The 20,440-nt window shown below is 41.4% G+C and carries 25 protein-coding genes; 4 read left to right on the forward strand and 21 right to left on the reverse strand.

The genetic code is table 11. The features are described 5' to 3' along the window. Positions 1-90 precede the first annotated feature (90 nt). Complete coding sequence (locus tag ICN38_RS01065) at positions 91-792, forward strand: outer membrane beta-barrel protein (RefSeq protein WP_216254027.1); 702 nt, start codon at positions 91-93, stop codon at positions 790-792. 37 nt (positions 793-829) lie between these two features. On the opposite strand, the gene ICN38_RS01070 is transcribed toward ICN38_RS01065, so the two are convergent. The 15 genes from ICN38_RS01070 to ICN38_RS01140 form a co-directional block, all read right to left on the reverse strand. Next, positions 830-1,660, reverse strand: coding sequence for a DUF5522 domain-containing protein (locus ICN38_RS01070; protein WP_216254028.1), 831 nt, complete (start codon positions 1,658-1,660; stop codon positions 830-832). Between the two features lie 19 nt (positions 1,661-1,679). After that, positions 1,680-2,063: a nuclear transport factor 2 family protein gene (locus ICN38_RS01075; RefSeq protein ID WP_216254030.1), complete on the reverse strand. Its 384-nt coding sequence runs from the start codon at positions 2,061-2,063 to the stop codon at positions 1,680-1,682. A 94-nt stretch (positions 2,064-2,157) separates the two neighbouring features. Next, positions 2,158-2,463, reverse strand: coding sequence for an EF-hand domain-containing protein (locus ICN38_RS01080; RefSeq protein WP_216254032.1), 306 nt, complete (start codon positions 2,461-2,463; stop codon positions 2,158-2,160). Positions 2,464-2,893: 430 nt separating this feature from the next. Next, positions 2,894-3,151: an EF-hand domain-containing protein gene (locus tag ICN38_RS01085; RefSeq protein WP_216254034.1), complete on the reverse strand. Its 258-nt coding sequence runs from the start codon at positions 3,149-3,151 to the stop codon at positions 2,894-2,896. 84 nt (positions 3,152-3,235) lie between these two features. Then, the gene (locus tag ICN38_RS01090) at positions 3,236-3,667 is read right to left on the reverse strand and encodes a nuclear transport factor 2 family protein (RefSeq protein WP_216254036.1); all 432 of its coding nucleotides are present in this window, start codon (positions 3,665-3,667) and stop codon (positions 3,236-3,238) included. A 176-nt stretch (positions 3,668-3,843) separates the two neighbouring features. After that, the gene (locus ICN38_RS01095; protein WP_216254037.1) at positions 3,844-4,368 is read right to left on the reverse strand and encodes a superoxide dismutase family protein; all 525 of its coding nucleotides are present in this window, start codon (positions 4,366-4,368) and stop codon (positions 3,844-3,846) included. Between the two features lie 496 nt (positions 4,369-4,864). Next, on the reverse strand, positions 4,865-5,809 hold the full coding sequence (locus tag ICN38_RS01100) for a lipid A biosynthesis acyltransferase (protein ID WP_370624357.1): 945 nt from the start codon (positions 5,807-5,809) through the stop codon (positions 4,865-4,867). A gap of 8 nt (positions 5,810-5,817) precedes the next feature. Continuing rightward, a complete protein-coding gene (locus ICN38_RS01105) occupies positions 5,818-6,264 on the reverse strand; it encodes a tetratricopeptide repeat protein (protein ID WP_216254039.1) in 447 nt (148 codons plus the stop codon). Positions 6,265-6,337: 73 nt separating this feature from the next. Then, positions 6,338-6,892, reverse strand: coding sequence for a peroxiredoxin (locus ICN38_RS01110; protein WP_216254042.1), 555 nt, complete (start codon positions 6,890-6,892; stop codon positions 6,338-6,340). 46 nt (positions 6,893-6,938) lie between these two features. Continuing rightward, positions 6,939-7,721: a glutathione S-transferase family protein gene (locus ICN38_RS01115; protein WP_216254045.1), complete on the reverse strand. Its 783-nt coding sequence runs from the start codon at positions 7,719-7,721 to the stop codon at positions 6,939-6,941. Between the two features lie 47 nt (positions 7,722-7,768). Next, positions 7,769-8,344 carry an SRPBCC family protein gene (locus ICN38_RS01120; RefSeq protein ID WP_216254047.1) on the reverse strand — a complete coding sequence of 192 codons (576 nt, stop codon included), beginning with the start codon at positions 8,342-8,344 and terminating at the stop codon, positions 7,769-7,771. A gap of 25 nt (positions 8,345-8,369) precedes the next feature. Continuing rightward, a complete protein-coding gene (locus ICN38_RS01125; protein WP_216254050.1) occupies positions 8,370-9,053 on the reverse strand; it encodes a haloacid dehalogenase type II in 684 nt (227 codons plus the stop codon). 504 nt (positions 9,054-9,557) lie between these two features. Beyond that, positions 9,558-10,058, reverse strand: coding sequence for a DUF2165 family protein (locus ICN38_RS01130; RefSeq protein WP_216254053.1), 501 nt, complete (start codon positions 10,056-10,058; stop codon positions 9,558-9,560). Between the two features lie 27 nt (positions 10,059-10,085). Further along, a complete protein-coding gene (locus tag ICN38_RS01135; protein WP_216254056.1) occupies positions 10,086-10,670 on the reverse strand; it encodes a histidine phosphatase family protein in 585 nt (194 codons plus the stop codon). Positions 10,671-10,693: 23 nt separating this feature from the next. Continuing rightward, positions 10,694-11,374 (reverse strand): glycosyltransferase family A protein, encoded by a 681-nt coding sequence (locus tag ICN38_RS01140; RefSeq protein ID WP_216254060.1) that lies wholly within the window; start codon positions 11,372-11,374, stop codon positions 10,694-10,696. A 266-nt stretch (positions 11,375-11,640) separates the two neighbouring features. Here ICN38_RS01140 and katG point away from each other — a divergent pair, with 266 nt between their 5' ends. Both katG and ICN38_RS01150 read left to right on the forward strand, forming a co-directional pair. Further along, positions 11,641-13,794, forward strand: a complete 2,154-nt coding sequence (gene katG, locus ICN38_RS01145) for a catalase/peroxidase HPI (RefSeq protein ID WP_216254063.1) — start codon at positions 11,641-11,643, stop codon at positions 13,792-13,794. A 128-nt stretch (positions 13,795-13,922) separates the two neighbouring features. Beyond that, positions 13,923-14,687: a hypothetical protein gene (locus ICN38_RS01150; protein ID WP_216254065.1), complete on the forward strand. Its 765-nt coding sequence runs from the start codon at positions 13,923-13,925 to the stop codon at positions 14,685-14,687. A 50-nt stretch (positions 14,688-14,737) separates the two neighbouring features. Here the strand turns inward: ICN38_RS01150 and ICN38_RS01155 are convergent, their stop codons facing one another. From ICN38_RS01155 to ICN38_RS01165, 3 genes are all read right to left on the reverse strand, one after another. After that, positions 14,738-15,226 (reverse strand): RidA family protein, encoded by a 489-nt coding sequence (locus ICN38_RS01155; protein ID WP_216254067.1) that lies wholly within the window; start codon positions 15,224-15,226, stop codon positions 14,738-14,740. Positions 15,227-15,633: 407 nt separating this feature from the next. Further along, positions 15,634-16,032, reverse strand: coding sequence for a BLUF domain-containing protein (locus ICN38_RS01160; protein ID WP_255562660.1), 399 nt, complete (start codon positions 16,030-16,032; stop codon positions 15,634-15,636). A 149-nt stretch (positions 16,033-16,181) separates the two neighbouring features. Beyond that, complete coding sequence (locus ICN38_RS01165) at positions 16,182-17,138, reverse strand: sodium-dependent bicarbonate transport family permease (RefSeq protein WP_216254072.1); 957 nt, start codon at positions 17,136-17,138, stop codon at positions 16,182-16,184. Positions 17,139-17,318: 180 nt separating this feature from the next. On the opposite strand from ICN38_RS01165, the gene ICN38_RS01170 reads away from it, so the two are divergent. After that, positions 17,319-17,984 carry a cupin domain-containing protein gene (locus tag ICN38_RS01170; protein WP_216254074.1) on the forward strand — a complete coding sequence of 222 codons (666 nt, stop codon included), beginning with the start codon at positions 17,319-17,321 and terminating at the stop codon, positions 17,982-17,984. A 97-nt stretch (positions 17,985-18,081) separates the two neighbouring features. Here the strand turns inward: ICN38_RS01170 and ICN38_RS01175 are convergent, their stop codons facing one another. From ICN38_RS01175 to ICN38_RS01185, 3 genes are all read right to left on the reverse strand, one after another. Further along, the gene (locus ICN38_RS01175) at positions 18,082-18,936 is read right to left on the reverse strand and encodes a delta-class carbonic anhydrase (RefSeq protein WP_216254077.1); all 855 of its coding nucleotides are present in this window, start codon (positions 18,934-18,936) and stop codon (positions 18,082-18,084) included. Between the two features lie 404 nt (positions 18,937-19,340). Beyond that, a complete protein-coding gene (locus ICN38_RS01180; protein ID WP_216254078.1) occupies positions 19,341-19,781 on the reverse strand; it encodes a CBS domain-containing protein in 441 nt (146 codons plus the stop codon). A gap of 193 nt (positions 19,782-19,974) precedes the next feature. Then, a complete protein-coding gene (locus ICN38_RS01185) occupies positions 19,975-20,394 on the reverse strand; it encodes a CHRD domain-containing protein (RefSeq protein ID WP_216254081.1) in 420 nt (139 codons plus the stop codon). Between the last annotated feature and the right edge of the window lie 46 nt (positions 20,395-20,440).

Here is a 20,440-nt window from a genome sequence, read left to right on the forward strand (position 1 = left end):
AAAATATCCTCTTCATCCAGTTTTCTAAAAAAGTGAATGATGTATATTGAAAGTTAACAGCACAATGAATAACCCCAAGGGAGAACCCAAATGCAAATTCGGACTCATGTTTTTCTTTTAGTCAGCTGCTTTTCTTCAGTGGCACTAGCGCAGAACTCCCAGAACTCCAAGTTTGCTGGTCCTTATGCCCAATTTGGGGTTGGCTATCAAACCGCATCACCCTCATTTTCAAATACAAGCTTAAGTGCAGCTGGTCAAAACCTATCTCCGAATATTTCGGTTTCTAACGCAAGCAGCTTTACGGGCACCTTCGCTGCTGGCTATAACTTTCTATCAGGGACACCCTTATTACTGGGCCTAGGAATCGAATACACCCCGTTTCCAACCTCTGATGCCAGCGCTTCAGCCAGCTATAGCGGAAGTTACGGGACTTATCAAAACTCCGCCTCTGTTCATATTAATAATTCTTTGAATATATTTCTAGCTCCAGGTTTGGCGCTGGATCAAACCAAACTTTTATATGCAAAAGTAGGCTATACAGGCTCAAGCGCCAATGGCGTTAATACTGATTTTTATATGGGCGGTACAAGCTGGGGATTTGGCTATAAGCAAATTATTAGCACAGGCCTATATGGCTTTGCTGAATACAACTATGTAAATTACGGAAGCCTAAATCGCACATTGAACGGCACCCTAAAAACACCGAGCAATATAAGCGTTCCAGCCACCCTGAGCTCAACAGTTACTGCAAACACTTCAACTGTACTTTTTGGTCTTGGCTATCAGTTCTAATTTGGAGTTTGATTAACCCAAAATTAGCGCCTGCTATTTAATAAGCCATCTTCCAAGTTATTGGAAATACCAAGGTATGTGCTTCCCCGTTTTCAAGCATGGCATCTATGTTATTACTCTTTAGTTGCTCTACTAATAATTCTGTATACGCAGTGCCCACTTCCAAAGTTTTCTTAGGTAAGATCAAATCTGTTGAAAGCGTAATGGACAAATGCATTTCTTTTTGCAATTGCCACAATCTATCCAAGAGTATTTCGTAGGAAACATTAAAAAGGGGAGTATAGATTTCGTATTCAGGCCATGTATCTATGCGCCATTGACGAATGCTCTGAAGATGCAAATCGCCAAATACCAAGCGCTCAATTGTGGCACCGGTTTGAGCACTGATTAAAGCCAGAGCATCTTGAATACTGGCCTTGTAATCAGTATTCGGAAATAAAGGAACCAAGCAAAGCGGTAGCTTCAGAAACTCGGATTGCTTAGCGATATTTTTAATATGAATGTTTTGGATCGATACTCGACTTGTTAAGGCCCCAAAACTGGTTAACAAAACAACTTCTCTTTTTTCTTGTAACAAGCTTGCTAACGCCAAGAAACTATCTTTGCCGCCTGACCAAAACAATATGTCGATCGTCTTTGCTTTATCAGCCCAATTCATGAGTACAGGTGCTAACAGTTTTTGCTTCACTCGCTCAGGATCACTGACATTAATGTGTCCATAAGGGCAGTGCCTACATGAATTTCCACAACAAGCGCCCTGCTTAAGCAAGGCTTTGCTTGTTAGCACTTGATATCCCGATACTGGATCTATATAGGTATCGCGCCCAGCATCACAGGTAGCACGATGTAGCTCTTCAATATTAGACATGCGCTATTTTACTGATGACTTATTTGGCAATGAGATCAGCATATGCAATACATAGCCACTGATTGCTGACTTTTTTCCAAATACTTAAACGCGGAGAATAATTAGGGGAGAGTTCTTTGCCATCACGAAACTCAAGAGCAGCAAGCCAAAAGCTGACTATGAGATTATCGCCAGCCTGCGTTACCTTAAAGTCTTTTAATTTGACTGGACCTAGATTCATTTCTTTCATTAGTGACATCGCACTTGCGCGGTCACAGGCTCCGTTCATGCCAACGAATTGACAAGCAGGATCCAGCATTGCTTCGAGAGCACTCCAATTTTTATCTTGAATGAGCTTGATTGAAAGGCGCTCTAGTTCCTCAGCTTCAGTTGCAATGCTGTTTTGAACAGTTTGATTGCCCATAATTTCCCCAAGTGATTGAACTTATCATACAAGAGTCCATTCATTGGCCTTGGACAAAACGGCTCAAATAAAAACCACCCGAAGGTGGCTTTTATTAACAACCACAAGCATTAAGCTCTATTAATGAGATAGAACCATCCCCGTTCTGGTCCCACTCCTTTAAAACTTCTGCCGGGATTTGGTACATGTTTGCCTCTTCAACGGTCAGCACCCCGTCTCCGTTAGCATCCATTATTTTTAATTCCTCAATACTCAAACTACCATCACCGTTTTTATCTAATTTAATGTACCACTGCGCTTTCTTATCTACTGCGCTCGCACGAGCACCGAAATACTTGCTTGCAATATATCCAGCGATCGCGATAACAATTACAGCTATCACTATTTTTGAGGCCTTCATGTGTTCTCCTGTATTTTTTAATAATTAAACACTAATTGCCGCGTTTAATGTCAGCACTTAATTAGAAAAGCTGCTTCAAGCCCAAAACAAGGGTGAAGCTAATTTACCCCCTTTGGCGATTCTAAGCAACATTAACAAAAAGTGTATTAGATAGACAATATAGGATAAAAATGGCCTGCTGCGCCAGTTAGGGGGCTGGGACCCTTAAGCCCTGCTGATATTGCTGAAAATTTGGCAGAGCGGTGGGGCCTGACTCCTTAACGATGCCTTTTGCCTTATCTTGTGAACGAGTTCCCTCATAAAAGGTTTCTGTAGATATTGCACTGCAAGCAACTAGAATCATCAAGAGGGTAATCGCAATAAATTTAGACTTTATAGATTAACCGCTCTTGAGGCAATGATGGAAGGCGGGTGATGAATACCGTTCGATCTAAAACTTGATCAAGGTCCATTCGCTGAGATTTAATCTTCCATCCTTATCTTTATCAGCGGCATCAAAATTTAAAGTAGAGATGCCGGCTTGCTTTGCTTCTTCTCTAGAAATATGGCCATCCTTGTTTTTATCAATCACCACAAATGAACGAGGCGCTTGATTTACCTTGCTTGCATCAGAAGGGGTTGCTGTTTGAGCCGTACCGACTAAAGGCGTCAACAAAATGGCCGCCATGATTACATTGAAATTTTTCATTTGCTTCCTAGTTTGCTATTGATAATCAAGATAGTATCAGTCGCGGCCTAACTAAAAGGCCCAAGAAGGCCCTAGAAAGATACCTTATTTGACAGTATTTAAATTTGCGAACGCAATTTTTTTCCAGCCATCCTTCGTTTTTTGCCAGATGCTTAAGCGCGGCTTGAAATTGGTAGACAGGCTCTTGTCGTTAATTTGCTCTTTGGCAGCAGCCCAAAAAGTAATAATTAAGGTATCGCCAACCTGAGTAGTTTTAAAATCTTTTAAAACATATTTGCCAAGATTAAGATTTTTTACTTGGCTTAAATATTGTGTGTAATCAATTACGCCCTGCGTATCTACCACTTGTATTTGAGGGGAGGTTATAGACATCCAATTTGCAAAATTTTTATCGGCATCGTCTACCCAATGTTGCCGCTCTAATTTTTCACCCTCGGACATATTTACTGTGGGTGTTTGCGAAAAAACGGTCATTGAGATACACATACCCAACATTAGATACATTATCTTTTTCATTTCAGTCTCCCAATAAGGATTGATATTTCAATTTGATCTTATCCTATTGTGATGACATTCGGTGAGCAAGCTAACACTGCCTTTTGAAGGTAGCAAATGAAAAACCACCCGAAGGTGGTTTTGGTGTTTCATGATGGCCCTGAGGCTGAATCGGCTTGGGCTGACTACGTTGAACCTTACTTAATAAGGCCGCACGCAATTCTTGGACCTGAATTACCGGCTGGTTGTGACTTGTAGTCATCTGGGTCACGGTGAACAACAACTGATTTTCCCAATATTCCAGTAGGCCCAGCGTTAACAGCAAACCCACTTAACTTTGCTGAATACATTGCATTGCCATTAGCATCTGATTTAATGTTTGGCATATCTCCCGCATGATTTGAACCACTTCCTGGCATACCATGTGATTTTGTATCCGGATTAAAGTGTCCGCCTGCACTTGTTGCGTCAGGAGCTGAACAATCTCCTTTTTCATGAACATGAAATCCTTGTTCAGCATTCGGCTTCAAACCAGAAAAGTTTCCGGTTACTAAAACATCATGCCCTTGCCATACAAAATTCACCGTACCTTTTGCATTTGATCCTGAGCGTGAATCTAGGGTAGCAGATGCTTTTTGTCCCGTTCCATGCTCCATTGATTGACAGGCTACCAAAGACACAACTGCAAAAGCACCCATTGTTAAAGAAATCCCTTTAATCATCGCTCGTCTCCCATTAGTTTTATTACAACTTAACAGATCTTGCCTGATTCTTACAAAACACTCATCAAGTAGAACAAAGACCTCGTTCCAAGTAGTCTTATTAGTATATTTTTTAATGGTGGTCCGGACAGAATCAAGCCACAGATACTTGCATTACTTACCCTGACAAACCAGAGGCAAGTCCCATATAGGCTTGCCCGTGCTGTAATCGCAATTAACTCCGATTGGTGAGGTGGTACTGGCTAAACAGCCCCACAAAAACATCGTCAAAATAATCCCAGATACCGCTTTCAATAGTCTTTTCATATATCACCATTAATGAATGTATACCCATTATTTTCCCATAGAGTCACAAGCCTCATTTTCTATCGCTGTCCTGAGTCTAGAAGCCTTATGAACCTATTTAGACTTACATTAACCTAAAAATAGCAAACTCACAAATGAATAAACACCCGAAGGTAGTTTTGGAATTTTTACTAGCGCAAGCTAAATAGGCTCACTCTACAGGTGCTACTTCAGCACCGGCCGGTCTTTTGTAGCGGTTGTAGGACCATAAATATTGGTTTGGCTTAGAAATAATCATTTCCTCAAAATGTTCATTCATTTCTGTGCAGGCCTCAATCAGAGACTCTGAGAATGGCCGCAACATTAACTGACTCTTAATCACCCAACCCTTACCAAGCCCCAAACGTTCCGCTCCAACAAAAAGGATTGCCACATTAGCTTGACGCGATAATTTGATTGGAAATGAAGTCGTATAAGCATATTGATTAAAAAATTTTGCCCAAACCCCATCGCCTACACTCGGGACTTGATCTGCCAAAATGCCAACGACCTCTCCTCTTACAAGGGCTCGCTTAATCTTGCGGACGCCCCCAATATTTGCCTCAACAAAATCCATTTGCGGATGTTTTCGAGATTTAAGCATCAGGTCATTTACCAACTGTTTTCGAGCCGGCCTGTACATGACTGTTGCCCTCATGTGCTCGGCAAAAATACGGGGCACTATTTCAAAACCCCCCAAATGTGAAGCAAGAATAATCAAGCCCTTGCCATTTTTGGATAGCTCAATAATTTGATCTAAATTTTCTATACTTGCTTTATTGATAGAGGCTTTAGGATATCGCCAAATCCATAAAGTATCGGCAAATATCATTCCCGATTCCGCTGCGACCCTCCAGCGGGTTAATTTAAATCCAGAATAATTAGCAGCACTTTGATGATTTTTATTTAAGCGAGCACGATACCGGGGAGAGCCCAAATAAATTAAAAGCCCTATGCCAGCGCCAATGATCTGAAGAACCGCTAAGGGAAGTGAGCTAAAGAGCCTTAGTATGAAATACAACATTGGCCATTCTAGACGCAAATAAAGAAAAGACCACCCGAAGGTGGTTTTGGTGTTTCTTGAGGGCCTAGGGTGGCATCGACCTGAGCCTAGAATGGCTGACGCTACTTTTTAGCCTTATATTTTTTTATTGCCTCTTTTAAATCAGAGTATTCCTCACAACCAAAAGTACAGGCCTTATCTAATCGAGCCAATAATGCCTCAGCGCCTGGCAGGTCATTATTAATTAACTTTAGCATGCCGTAATACTCAAGCGCTCCACGATGAGAAGGATCTATTTTTAATGCGGCTTGATAATATTTTTCTGCTCCAGCTAAATCGGGCGGTTGTTTCTTACGAAGACTGTAGCCCAGCAAATTATTCCAATCGGCAGAACTTGTTTCATTGGCAGTCTGTAATTGCTGTATTGCCTGATTATATTTTTCGGCCTTAATACTTGCCCTTGCCTCAGTCAGCCATGCTGGATCTTGCTTGGCAGGTCCAGTATCTGCTGCTTGAGATAAGCCAACCGTTAAAAGAAATAATAGAGCGGCTAGAAGTATTTTTTTCATTTATAAACCTTTGGTTTGATAACTTGTCTTTTATATACTGGTTATTGAATTCTTGCTTAAAGAATACTGAACTCTAATGACTCTTCAAATAATCAATTACCCAAGCTGGGTCACTATCGCTTGGGAAAATGGGATAGTGAACAGCCTCAATCACACCATGATTAGCAATTAATGTAACTCGCTTTAATAAAATCATCCCAGCCGCTTCAAAGGTTGGCATATTTAATGTCTTTTGAAATTGATAGCGCTCATCACTAACGACTGGAAATGGCAGATGAAGTCTATCGGTCATTTCTTTTTGATACTCCGTAGTTTGAACACTTAAGCCAATAACCTCAGCACCCAATGCTTGGAGCTCTTGATAGTGATCTCTAAATGAACAGCTTTGTGGCGTACAACCTCTTGCCCCAGGAATTTGATCCCAGCCATCGGGCAGAGCAACATTGGGCTGACCTGTCATTGGATAACAATAAATAACTAATTTACTTTTAATTTCACCAAAATGAATAGTCTTACCATTAGTGGCATTTAAAGAAATATTCGGCAATAGCAATCCCTTCAGATGATTGGTTGAACCATCGTCTTGAGGAATGGGCAGGTCTGTAGGGAGTTGTTTTAGATTTGTCATCAATTAATTCTACACAAAAAGTTCCGCTTGTCTTATCTCGTCTTTTTTATCTTTTAAGCAAAATCCGCCACCATTGAAAGCGCAGCCAAATATCAGATTGCTGAAAAGCTGTCTCCTGTTGCATGCGGCTAAACCACTGATCTAAAACAGCCCCTCGAGCATTATTGGTCACCAAAGCATACTCACCAATCATTTTTAGGCGCCCAAGTAAAACCGCTGTAACAATATCAGCCGAGCTAGGCTTATCGCCAAATAAAAAATGATTTGGGGTTGGTAATTGATTTAAGTAGGCGCTTACTCGCTTACGCTCTACTGCCATCTTCGCTTGCAAGCTAGCGCCTTGAGTAAAGTAAGTAATGCGCGATTGGTTCAAATCAATCTTTGCTTGCAACGCAGCAGAATCCTTTGCGCTTGCAAGCCGAGCCTCAAGCCCCTTCATGATAGAACCCAATGCATGTGGAAAAATATACTTCAAGATTGGCAAATGCATCATCGCCTTACAAAAGGTCAAGCGCTCAATCGGAATTGCATAGTGTGCTTTCACTATGGACTCAATTGGAGAGGCTAAATTGACATCGACATCAAGCCACTGGTTGCCTGCCAAGGATGCTGCAAGATGCAAAATATCTTGACTATCAATCAAGATTATTTTGCCATCTACTAAAGTGGGGACCGTCATGTGGGGGTTAAGCGCTATGTACCAAGGAGCAAGCTGGTCTTTGCGCACATGAATATCCATGTAATGATTTTCAAATGATACCTGCGCTGTATTTAGCGCCAAACGACTAATCATTGAATAATAAGATGAGGGCGCGCTATAGAGGATCATGACTTTACTCACCTTGAGAATTGATACAAAAAATCAGATTGCATATGTCAAGGTCGTTCTTTGCAAGCCCGCATTTCTAAAACTGCTTGTTGGGATGCTTTGAGCGCCATCGCACCCAAACGTCCGCGAAGATTATTTTTCATAAAGTACTCAACGATCATAGAAGGTATAGCTAAATCTAGCTCAATCAATCCATCGTACTTAAAAGTTGTTTGATCGCCATTTGGTATTAATCTCCAAGTGCCCTTATATAACTTTGCATCTCCATTAATTTGCTCAAAGCTAACTAGTTCATTAGGTGTCTCGGTATATTCGATAAGAGATTTCATAGTGATGGGGAAAAAAAGAACCTCTTCCTGAATGACTCTTCTCACATGAACTTTGTTGCCAACCCTTGAAATCACGGTTGCCTCGATTATTCCAGGGATATTTTTTGAGCTCTCATAGTCTGTAATAAAGGTATAGGCGCTACAAATATTGATGGGAACAACATAACTAGCATTGATTTGAAAACGACCATTGACTGGGATTACGCTAACCTGAACATTAAAAGGGTTTGGTCTTTCTTGGGCATGACTCAAAGATACGAGCAAAACCAGAATGAGGGGAACAAGCCGCTTCATTCAAAAATTGAAAGTGGTGGCTAAATTAAATAACATCTAAAACATGGGTTAATGAAGCGCCCTCGTAGTTTGGTTTTTCACCAATCTCTTCAAATGGGTGCCCAAGGCGATTAACCCAAAACACATCAAAGCCATACCACTTTGCTGCCAAAGCATCCCAAGCATTGCTTGATATAAAGAGGATCTCCGCTTTTGTAACAGGAAATGCTTTTAGCAAGAGTTCATAGGCCTGTGGGGCAGTTTTAAATAAACGCACATCCTCAACAGTTACGACCTTATCTAGATAAGGTTTTAAGCCATTGCTATCGACTACGGTAGAAAGCATCTCTTTGCTACCGTTAGACAGTATCGCTGTAGAGAGGCCTTTTTCTTTAATGGTTTTAAGAACACTGAGGCTGTCTTCAAAACCGGTGAGCTTGGAGTATTGATCCATCAGCTGCTTTTCATATTGAGGAGTGAGATTTAATCCCATGCGTTTACAAACATAGCGCAATGAGAGAATAGTTAGCTCCCAAAATGGAAGGTAGTATTTGCTTCCGCTTGGGGTTGGATCGCTCATCGTCACCAAGCGGGTGTATTCAATTTGCCGATCACGCCACATGAGAGCAAATGCTTGACCATGCCCTGGAAATATTTCTTCTGCTAATTGACCCATGGAATACACATCAAACAATGTGCCATAAGCATCAAAAGCAATTAGTTTATACATACTGTCTCCAATCTTTTATATGAGCATCTATTGTCGTTTAAAACAATATTGATTGACATAAAGATATCTAATCGATTCGGTCCTTAAAAGGACGGTGATTGATAGGGGCATTCGAGGCTAATGGCCATCTACCCAAGCCAAGCCTAAAAACAAATCAGCGAGAGGCTCAGGGGTTGATATAACTCTAGCAAGGCCTCAACTGAAGTATTTACTTCTTACCCTATTGTCATAAAAGCTTCTTCAGGATGACATATTCATTTACGAGAATAAGTGAATAGTAAATCACATGGCTGGGAAAATAATGAAATCAATATTAAGAACACTTGAGATCTTTCTAGAGGCTTATCGCGAGTATCGCAAGGCATATCTCACGAGTAAATATTTTCGCCACGCATCTTATTAAGCAACCCTAAGTCTTGAGGCGCTTTATCGGCCAGACCATAACAAAACCACCCATGGGTGGTTTTGTTGTTTCTTGGTAACCTAGGGCCAAGGTACTCAACTCTATTTATTATTGTCTACAGATTCAGACATTGCGGTAAATAGAAATGTAAACATAATCAGTACAACGAAACGAAAGGCTGCCTCTATACCATTCCACTTCTCAGATTGCCACATACAAAACCATTCACCACCAACAACAATAAAGCCAAAAAACCACAATAAAAAACCAGTTAAACAGCCAAGATAAATCCAATTCTTAGCTTTATTAAATTTCAAAGGGGAGTGAATATTTTTGAGTAGGCTAATTGAGCCTATGAGCAAGAGAAGGCCAGTTAAAAATTCGGCAAATATGATTAGCCCATAAGCAAGACTCCAAACAAAGGGGTCAAGAATGGCGCGGTACTTCAAAGTATTGTCTGGAAAAACCGTATCCATAGAAAGAGTATGCTGAACAAAAGCGTAATTAGATTCGTAATCCAGCAAATTATTCAAGCAAACTAACAGAGCAAAAATGGCTAGTGCTAAACAAACAATGGATTTACTTACCCGCAGAATATTCATCTCAGCAAATCCTTTATAAAACTAATCTTAAGCTTTGGGGCTTGGATAAATTGTGTGGGAAAGGTGTTCGCCGTCTTTATTTATCTTCACTAAAATCATGTCGCCTACCCCAAGCACTTTCCCGGTGTAGGCCTCAATATTGACATGATGTGTTACCAAAATAAGTGGCTGCTTCGATTGCTTGGCCAGCTCACTTTTAATAAACCGCTCCAATTCTTTGGTTTGCCTCTTTTCTAGACTCATATTGTCAAAAAATGACGCGAGTGAGGGCTCAATTTTTACCGTGCCTTTATTGAGTAGATTCGCCGTATCCAAACATCTACACCACGGACTACTAAACACGTCTGCCTTTTGAATACCTTGGCTAGTTAACCATATCCCTATAGCCTTAGCTTGCTTTTTACCGTACTCACCCAAGTTGCGCTGACTGGAACATTGACTAATGACATACCCAGGGGGGTCTCCAATTCCAGGAGCATCAGCATGCCTCATCAACAATACATGCTGACCATCTTTTAGATCATCTACTAAAACAGCATTTGCTTGTTGCGAAAATATTAAACCGCTAAACGCAAGACTTAAGGTAAAGATTGTTTGAATTAATCGATTCATTTGAATGTAATTCTATAACTTACTCACTCTTGAAGAACTGAGCTTGCCTCAAATTTATATGGCTGCGAAGTTTCATGGGAATATTTCAAAAAATTTTCCCGATGTCTTCTGTAGAATAAAAGTCCCTCTTTGAGGCTCGTAACTGTTGCGCCTTGTTCAAGCATCTTATCCCATAGATTCCAATCTTCTTGGGGATGAATACCATCTTTGTATCTTTTCTTATAGCCTATTTTTTGGCCGAGAGCAGTGCGATACATCATTGACCCATGGTGCTGGTCTTGACGATCCCAATACAAGTCACCCTGATAAGAGATAGTCTCGCCAGGTACTCGATCTAAGATTTCTTCTTTTAATTCGCCCGTAACAACAATATCATAGGTAACAATATCGGCGCTCGCATTTGAAAGCAACTCAATTGCATCTGAGCGCAACCAATTGTCAGCACCTATAAATAGTACATATTCTGTGTTGATCTGAGAAAGTATGTCTTGAAAGTTATCCACCACTCCTAAATTTTTCTGCCTCAAAATATATTCAATTTCAGGATACAGGGCTGGTAAATGATTGCAATCTAAGCCGCCATCATCAACAAATAAAATCCTTGTTGGAGGAACAGTTTGGGATAGCAGTGACTCAATGCAATGGGCTGCAAGGTGTCCATACCTATAGGAAGCAATAACGACAGTAATCATAGTGAGTGGCATTAGAGCATGAATCTATGACATTGATCCCCATAAAACTAGGCCAGACCAAAAAAATAGCTCCCCAAGGGTGATTTTGTTGTTTCTTGGTGGGCTAGAGTGTGATTGACCAAAGCCAATCAAGATCCTCAATAATCAACATAATAAACAGCTTCGTGGCAGGGCGTATAGATGTAACAAAATAAGGTTAGCATCAGAATTAACCAATTTCGGCTAGATCAGTTAAGCTGAAACAGCGAAAGAAATGACTTACTTCAAAGGAGATTCAAATGACAACAAACGGGACATGCCCAGTTGCCAATGGGGCAAATACAGAGCTTGGTAATAGCCCAATGGCTTGGTGGCCTAAGTCGCTTAATCTTGATATTCTTCACCAGCAAGATACGAAGACAAATCCATTAGGGCCATCCTTTAGTTATCGAAAAGAGTTAAAAAAACTCGATGTCAAGGCACTCAAAAAAGATGTCAAAAAATTACTGACTGTGAGTCAGGATTGGTGGCCGGCTGATTGGGGCCATTATGGTGGTCTGATGATTCGAATGGCTTGGCACTCTGCCGGAACTTACCGTATTGCCGATGGAAGGGGCGGTGCAGGCACAGGCAATCAACGTTTTGCACCACTCAACTCTTGGCCAGATAATACGAACTTAGATAAAGCTCGTCGTCTCTTATGGCCAATCAAAAAGAAGTATGGCAACAAGATCAGTTGGGCAGATCTCATGATTCTGGCTGGCACCGTCGCCTATGAGTCCATGGGCCTCAAAACCTTTGGCTTCTCATTTGGGCGTGAAGATATTTGGCATCCGGAAAAAGATATTTACTGGGGCTCAGAAAAAGAGTGGCTCCAAAAAAGCGGGGGCGAGGGTAGTCGCTATTCAGGTGAGCGTGATTTAGCCAATCCCTTAGCCGCGGTCATGATGGGATTAATTTATGTCAATCCAGAAGGCGTGGATGGCACGCCTGACCCACTAAAAACGGCACATGATATTCGAGTGACATTTGCTCGTATGGCCATGAACGATGAAGAAACGGTTGCACTAACTGCTGGTGGACATACCGTTGGTAAAGCTCATGGTAATGGTGATGCAGCAAACTTGGGGCCAGCACCGGAGGCTGCACCAATTGAAGAACAAGGTCTTGGCTGGATAAATCACAAGACTCGCGGTATTGGTCGCGATACGGTAACTAGTGGCATTGAGGGTGCTTGGACAACAAACCCAACGCAGTGGGATAACGGCTACTTCAAATTACTACTCAATTACGACTGGGAGTTAACCAAAAGCCCAGCTGGCGCTTGGCAATATCAGCCTATCAACATCCAAGAAAAAGACAAGCCAGTTGATGTAGAAGATGCTTCGATTACCACTATGCCCATGATGACTGATGCTGATATGGCCATGAAAATGGATCCTGAATATCGCAAAATCTTAGAGAAGTTCAGTAAAGATCAAGCCTTCTTTTCTGAAACATTTGCCAGAGCTTGGTTCAAACTCACTCACCGCGACATGGGCCCTAAAGCAAGGTACTTTGGTCCAGATGTGCCTAAAGAAAATTTGATCTGGCAGGACCCAATACCAAAAGGTTCAAAAAAATATGATGCCAAGTCAGTAAAAGCCAAGATCAAATCTAGCGGCTTATCCAATAGCGAGATGATTGCTACTGCCTGGGATAGCGCCCGCACCTTCCGCGGATCGGATAAGCGAGGCGGCGCTAATGGTGCTCGCATACGTCTGGCTCCACAAAAAGATTGGATTGGTAATGAGCCAAAGCGTTTATCTAAGGTACTAAGTATCTATGAGGCAATTGCTAAAAAAACCGGCGCGAGCATTGCCGATATCATTGTTCTGGCTGGAAATATTGGCGTTGAACAAGCTGCTAAAAATGGTGGTTTCAATATTAAGGTGCCATTTACTCCAGGTCGCGGTGATGCCAAACAATCCATGACTGATGTGGAATCATTTAAGGTATTAGAACCCCTAGCAGATGGGTATCGCAATTGGTTAAAAGAAAACTATGCGGTAGCTCCTGAAGAATTGTTACTCGATCGCACTCAATTGATGGGGCTCACCGCCCAAGAGATGACTGCTTTGATTGGCGGCATGAGAGTGCTAGGAACAAATCATGGCGGAACTAAAGAAGGAGTACTTACAAATAAGGTAGGCGTCTTGAGCAATGATTTTTTTGTCAATTTGACTGACATGAATTACACATGGAAACCAACGGGGCGCAATAGCTACGATATTGTTCATCGAGGCACTGGAAAACCTCAATGGACAGCAACTAGGGTTGATTTAGTATTGGGCTCTAACTCCGTACTTCGTGCTTACGCTGAGGTTTATGCTCAAAACGACAATAAAGAAAAGTTTGTGGAAGATTTTGTAGCAGCATGGACTAAAGTGATGAACGCAGATATGTTCATTTAAATAAGCCAGAACGTACTCATTAGAGGTGGCAATGCCACCTCTTTTTTATTGAATACAATTTTTGTTATCAATGACATCGACCGATACAGGGATGTCAAATCAAAAGCATTACTACTTATAATTAATCAGTGCTACTCATTCTTAAGCTCACTATAGTTCCACTCTTTATTGGCCTCATTACCTTGGCTGGTCGTAAGTGGGGTTCTGGCGTTGCAGGATTAATGGGTGCTTTTCCAGTTGTGGCAGGCCCTATTATTATTTTCATTACGCTTGAACAGGGTTCTGAGTTTGCTGTATTAACTTCCATATCTGCAATCTCCGCCACAGCCTGTCTACTTATTTTTGGACTAGTCTACTCTTGGGCCTGTATTCGCTTAGGTTGGTTCTTAGCATTACTTTCTGCATTGGTAGCATGGTTCATTTTGGCGCTTACTTTGGCCATGACTACACCAAGTCTTGGTATTGCATTGCTGATTGCCATTTGCTCACTTATCATTACACCGTTTCTACTTCCTCGTACAAAACCGACGTCTCCTCCAAAGACTAAATTACATGATCTTCCCTGGCGCATGTTAGTTGGCGCTTTGTTGACTTTCTCTGTAACTACCTTAGCTGCAGCTTTAGGTGAAGTTTGGAGCGGGATCCTTGCGGTTTTTCCGGTCATCGGACTAGTTCTCGCTGTTTTTACTCACAATACTTTAGGGCCCACTCATGTCACACAGGTTTATCGTGGAATGGTCAAGGGCCTATATTCATTTGCGGCATTCTTTTTAACCCTAACGCTCTTGCTGCCTAAGACCTCTATTTTGATAGCTGCTCTATGCTCAGTTTTCATAGCAATTGTTATGCAAGTCATCGTTCAGTTTATTGCTAGGTCAATTACAAAATACTAAGTTCTTAAACGTCATGCTACTTGGCGCCTAGAGGCCAAATCAAAAGACGGCTAAAAAGGTTTTCTATTTTTTACCGGGGCAAAAAAAGTGCCTTCTACCTCTAAAATATCATCTTGATTTAAACGATCAACCTCAATAATAGTTCTAGGGGGATAAGGGCCTGCACCCCAGAGTTGTTCTTGGACTTTATTAACCAGTGGCCTAAAGCGATACATATCGGTTACGTAAACAACCAATCTTACCGCGTCTTTAAGGGTCGCACCTTCCGATTCAGCTATTAGCTTCATGTTCACAAAGGCCTGCATGATTCTCGCTTCATCGCCGGCAACTAAAGCATTGGTTTTTGGGTCTATGCCCCTCATTCCAGCGACAAAAACAAAGTCTCCCGCCCTTGTACCCAAGCTCCATGTTCCAGTGCTTTTAATTGCTCCATCAGGGACTAATGTTTTAACCCCATTTGGCGATAGTGCAATAGGCTGAGCTGAAGCGTTTAAGCAAAATAATGTCAGGGCAGAAAAAGCAATTATTAAAATTTTCATATCATCCCCATAAGTAAGATTTGTTAGCTTGATTTGAATCTATGTTCTAGCTTACTACTTTGCAGTTCAAAGTATGGCAATTCCCTTCGGAAATGCATCCCACTGGATTAAAGAAAAAAATCTTCCGAAAGTGGTTTTGGTATTTCTTGATGGTCCAAGGCAGAAATACTCAGGGCTAAGGATGTCTTATCCAAGAATAATCTTATCTTCAAACCTTGCCTTGACTAAACTTGGGCATCACTATCAAGGAGTAGCCGTAACCGTATTTTTTACCTGTAAGGGTGAATAGTCGGTTCATTGGCCCAAAGAATTAAATATCGTTTAGAAAGACATTGCGTGAAACGATGATTCTGAGCAATTGAGATCAAACCTTAAAAGAAAAGGGCTCAACAAATGGAGCCTATAGATTATTTCAGATCCCTCAAGGCAATTAGGAGTGGGTGCCCAACAGGAAAATTCGCATTCTCAACAGCTACCGCTATTTCAGGTAATTTTTTAGCCACTTCTTCACTACCCTGAAAAACCATAGTCCACTTACTAAAGCTTCTATGCTCGATTGGCCTTGACTCTACAAGACGAATATTTTTATGCCTAGTATCTTTTTGAATTTTTGCCCATAAATCTTCAATTTGGCTCCTTGGTCCTTCAATCACTTGACCAAAACGATTATTTTCAAAAATCAAAGCGCCCGTAATCCCCATGCTCGCATTCCTCAAATAGGAGTGGTAAAGCAAGCGCATCAGACCTAGAAAAGACATCTCTTGGGAAGGTTCGCTCACGTAAGTTAATTCGATTAACTGGGTCATATCCTCATAATATATAGAAGTATCTCCATCAATACCGGCAGCACTAATAATCCCTCACCGCAGGTAGTGCCAAATGAAAAACCGCCAGAATATGGTGTTGGTGTTTCTTGGTAGCCCGGGGCAGAAGCGGGCCAGGATGCAGAACCTATCTAATAAGTGAGTTCAGCAATATAGGTATAAAGCGGAATCCCCAAGATGATATTGAAAGGGAAGGTAATTCCTAATGACATCCCCATATATAAAGCCGGATTTACTTCTGGTAGTGCGTGTCTTAATACTGCTGGCACAGCAATGTAAGAAGCGCTGGCAGCGAGCACCATCAATAAGACTGTATCGCCTAGTGGTAAGCCTAGCAACTTACACAAGCCCAATGCGATCGCGGCATGAACCAAAGGTGCCCCAATTGCGTAAATTATAGTGATTGGGGGTTTGCCTTTTAATCCCTCAAAGTTCTTGGCAGCCATCAAACCCATATCAAGCAAAAAGAAAGCGAGCATTCCCTTGAATAAATCAATTGAAAAAGGGGCCATTATTTTTTGGCCAGCATCACCGCTCACTAATCCAACTACCATGGAGCCCAACAAAAGAAGCTGCGCACCATCAGTAAATGATTCGTGAAGAATCTTTGACATACCTACTGACTGTTTTGAATTGGTGGCAGATGCTCTGGCTCTATTTGCTAACAAAATAGCGAGAATAATTGCGGGTGACTCCATCAAAGCCATTGCAGCGGCCATATGTCCGCCAAATGCAATGCCATATTGATTGAGCGCTTGTGTTGCGGTTATGAATGTAACGGCACTTACTGAACCATAAGTGGCAGCAATTGCGGCAGCATCGTAACTATTGAGTTTTGTTCTGAGAACCAAATATCCGATCAGAGGAATGATGATTGCCAGAAATACTGCTAACCCAAGTGCTAAACCAATCTCAAAAGTAAAACCTGATTTATGAAGCGCAAAGCCACCTTTTAAACCCAAAGCCATCAAGAGATATAAAGATAAAAATCTAGAAATGGGCTGAGGAATTTCTAGATTAGATTTCACAGCCCCAGCAAAAGCGCCAAAGACAAAAAAGAGAATTGCGGGATCTAAGAAATTACCCATACCTACATCTTAGGTGATTTTTTGGGAATTCTTGTATTAGCCCCACATAGGCCGAGGAGTAAATGAAAAAAGCCAAGTAGGTAGTTTCGGTATTTCTTAGGCACGAGACGGAATTGACCAAAGTCTAGGATACCTAACGCTATTTCCAGTAAGCTGGTAACTTTCTATGTGAATGCATTAGTGAACATGAATTCGGACTTTTCCCAAAAGGCGGTAATTAATACCTTGGACCTAGGCTGGAGCCTGTCGCCCTTACCAGGCATTGAAAGAAAATACCTTGATCGAATTGGCGATGAAATTGCGCGAGCCAGCTCACTGGTTAAATACAGTCCAGAATCGTCTTTCGCTGAACATATTCATGGTGGCGGAGAAGAAATTCTAGTTCTTGAGGGTACATTTTCTGATGAGCATGGCGACTATCCGACCGGCACCTACATTCGCAATCCACCCAATAGTAAACATGCTCCATACTCAAAAGAAGGTTGCATCTTATTTGTAAAACTACGGCAATTTAATGCCCAAGATGATTCAATCGTCAGAATAGATACAACTACAGCCACATGGCATCCTGGCCTAGTTCCGGGACTATCTGTAATGCCACTTCATGAATTTGATGGTGTTGGAACAGCTTTAGTTCATTGGGCACCAAATACAATTTTTAATCCACATGTTCATCCAGGTGGAGAAGAAATATTTGTTCTCAAAGGGGTATTTCATGATGAGCATGGTTCATATCCCGCTGGAACTTGGATAAGAAGTCCTCGCTATAGCAAACACGCACCCTTCACCAAATCAGAGGGCGCACTTATCTATGTAAAAACTGGCCATCTCAATAATCCACTTTGATTTAATAAAAAACCACCCGAAGGTGGTTTAGTGTTTCTTAGTGGCCCGAGGCGGAACCAAACTATTGCCCAGGATGCCTGACGCATAGTGGAGTAATTTATTTAATTTTAGAGAGAAGCTCTGGATCCTTAACAAGATTTCTTACTCCATGAGCATGGTCTTCCTTGAATTCATTCCCCTCGCACCATTTGCCAACAGATTCTGCATTCACCTTCAAAACTTTTGGATGAACGCTCCATGAAACTTGTATTGGAGATCCTTTTTCATTGTACGTAGGGCCTGTAGTTGAGCCAGCATAGTTAATAGGTGCGCCAGCATTTTTGGGGATATTTGGTGCCTGTTGGTATCCATTGAGCTCGCCTATTTTTGTAAGCTTTACAAAGTCCAGTGCCGCAGGGTCATTTACCAATACATAAACCTGCGCCTCAACTCGTAGTTGAGGATTAATAATTGACTCGCTCAAGCAAGAACCTAAAGTTGGGCCAGGCTTTACCTGTGCAGAGCTATGCACATAATGAACCTCAATTGTGTCACCAACTTCTAAGCCTCCATGCTCACTTTTGCAAACTTGTTGAGCTAAAGGCTTTGATTCAGCAGCAGAAAGTTTTCCAGAAAATTTATATCCAGATTCAAAACCTTTACCATCGCCGTATCCGGCAAATTGGGTAAATTGCCCACCCTTGTGCTCCGCATTTTTATGTGTATGAATATTGCATAGATTTAAATTGTTGTGAGCAGGAGCGGGATTAAAAAGGCGCTTATTTGAGCCAGTTTTAGAGCTTAAGTCGCGAGGCGATTGTGGGCCGTAACCTTTTCCATTTGTATTGGTACTTAAGGCGGAATTTTGAGATGCAAGGGTGGCCTCGGTAGCCGCCACACTAGCTTCTAGTGCGAATGCTGAAAAGCTAACAGCTGATAATGAAATAACAAATGCTAAAAATTTTGTACCCATTTTTGAGTTTCCATATAAGTTAGATTGGTTGCCAATAACGACGAAGGCCAATAAATTAATTACCCTTTTATTTGACCCAGATTAGAATAACCCAAGCCCAAATTAAAAACCACCCGAAGGTGGTTTTAGTGCTCCTAATCATCTGATCGTAAATGGCGTTATAAGGAGGTCAACGCCAGCCTTCCAGCAAATCAAAGTACACGGCCAAGGGGATCCCTAGCAAACCCATAAACGCCCAAGCAATTACCGCGGCCTTAAGTGAAGCAGTGATGTTTTACTGGCTCATTTGCTGATCCTAAAGATATTTTCTAGATCTTAATCAGAAAATGGAAAAACCACCCGAAGGTGGTTTTGGTGCTTCTTGGCGAAATCGACCAAGGTAGAAGAATTCTCTCTTCTAAACCCTAAACACCATGACCATTAATATAAGTTTCTAAAAACTTGATTTGACTGCCTTGAAGCTCAATGATACTTTTTACCAGATCTCCAACAGAGATAACTCCAACCACTTTATTTTCTTCTACTACTACGGGAAGGTGCCTGATATGTTTGTGAACCATGATTGCCATACACTCCTCTAATGAATTAGACGGTTTTACAGTTAGCGGGTTCATGGTCATTATTTTTGAAACAGTCACTTGTTTCGGATTATTGTGCGGCAACAGTACTTTTATCGCGCAATCTCCTTGCGAAACAATGCCTACCAAATTACCATCATCAATAACTAGAATAGCTCTTACTCGATGATCACGCATCAGCGTCAAAACTTTTTCAACAGAATCCTTTGAGCATACAGAGTGGATAGTGTTATTTTTTTGTTCAATAACTTGTTTAACTATTGTCATAAAAATAGCCTATAAAAATTAAATGAAATCTTTACTTTTGGTTTTTTAACTTGAATAAAAATAATTGTATTCTGAGTCGCTATTCTCGCCAAAACTAAATTGAGTGATGGATAAATAAAAACCACCCGGAGGTGGTTTTAGAGTTTCTTGGTGGCTCTAGGCAGAATCGATCAGAACCCAGAATACCCAATCCTTAAGGTTTAAGTTGAGCCCTAATTTCGCCAGGCTTATTGCCAGCGCTATGAACATTGAGATAAAGATTACCGCTCTTCAAGCTCTGGAGCTGAGCATCTGTTAATTTGGCACCAGCGGGAGCTGACCAAACATTATCTGAAGTCTTGGTAAATGGCACGATGACGGGACCATTTTGTCCCATTGGCGCTTCATGAATATGAGCCATGGTTCCTTCAATACCAGTAGTGGTAATTGTTCCTGATACTGAACCATCTGGACTAACCATAATTGACCCTTGCCCTGAGGCAGAAGTCATTACTGGAGGAACTTCTTGAGCTCCAGTGAGGGTTACCTTGATTGATTGAGCTGAAGCGGCTAATGGGCCGACAGCAATACTTAATCCCAAAATAACTTTAGCTAAAGCAAGCTTTATCTTCATCTATATCTCCCTTAAGTTAACTACTAAATTAAGACTATCACAACTA

The organism is Polynucleobacter sp. AP-Melu-500A-A1, assembly GCF_018882125.1.
Lineage (GTDB): Bacteria > Pseudomonadota > Gammaproteobacteria > Burkholderiales > Burkholderiaceae > Polynucleobacter.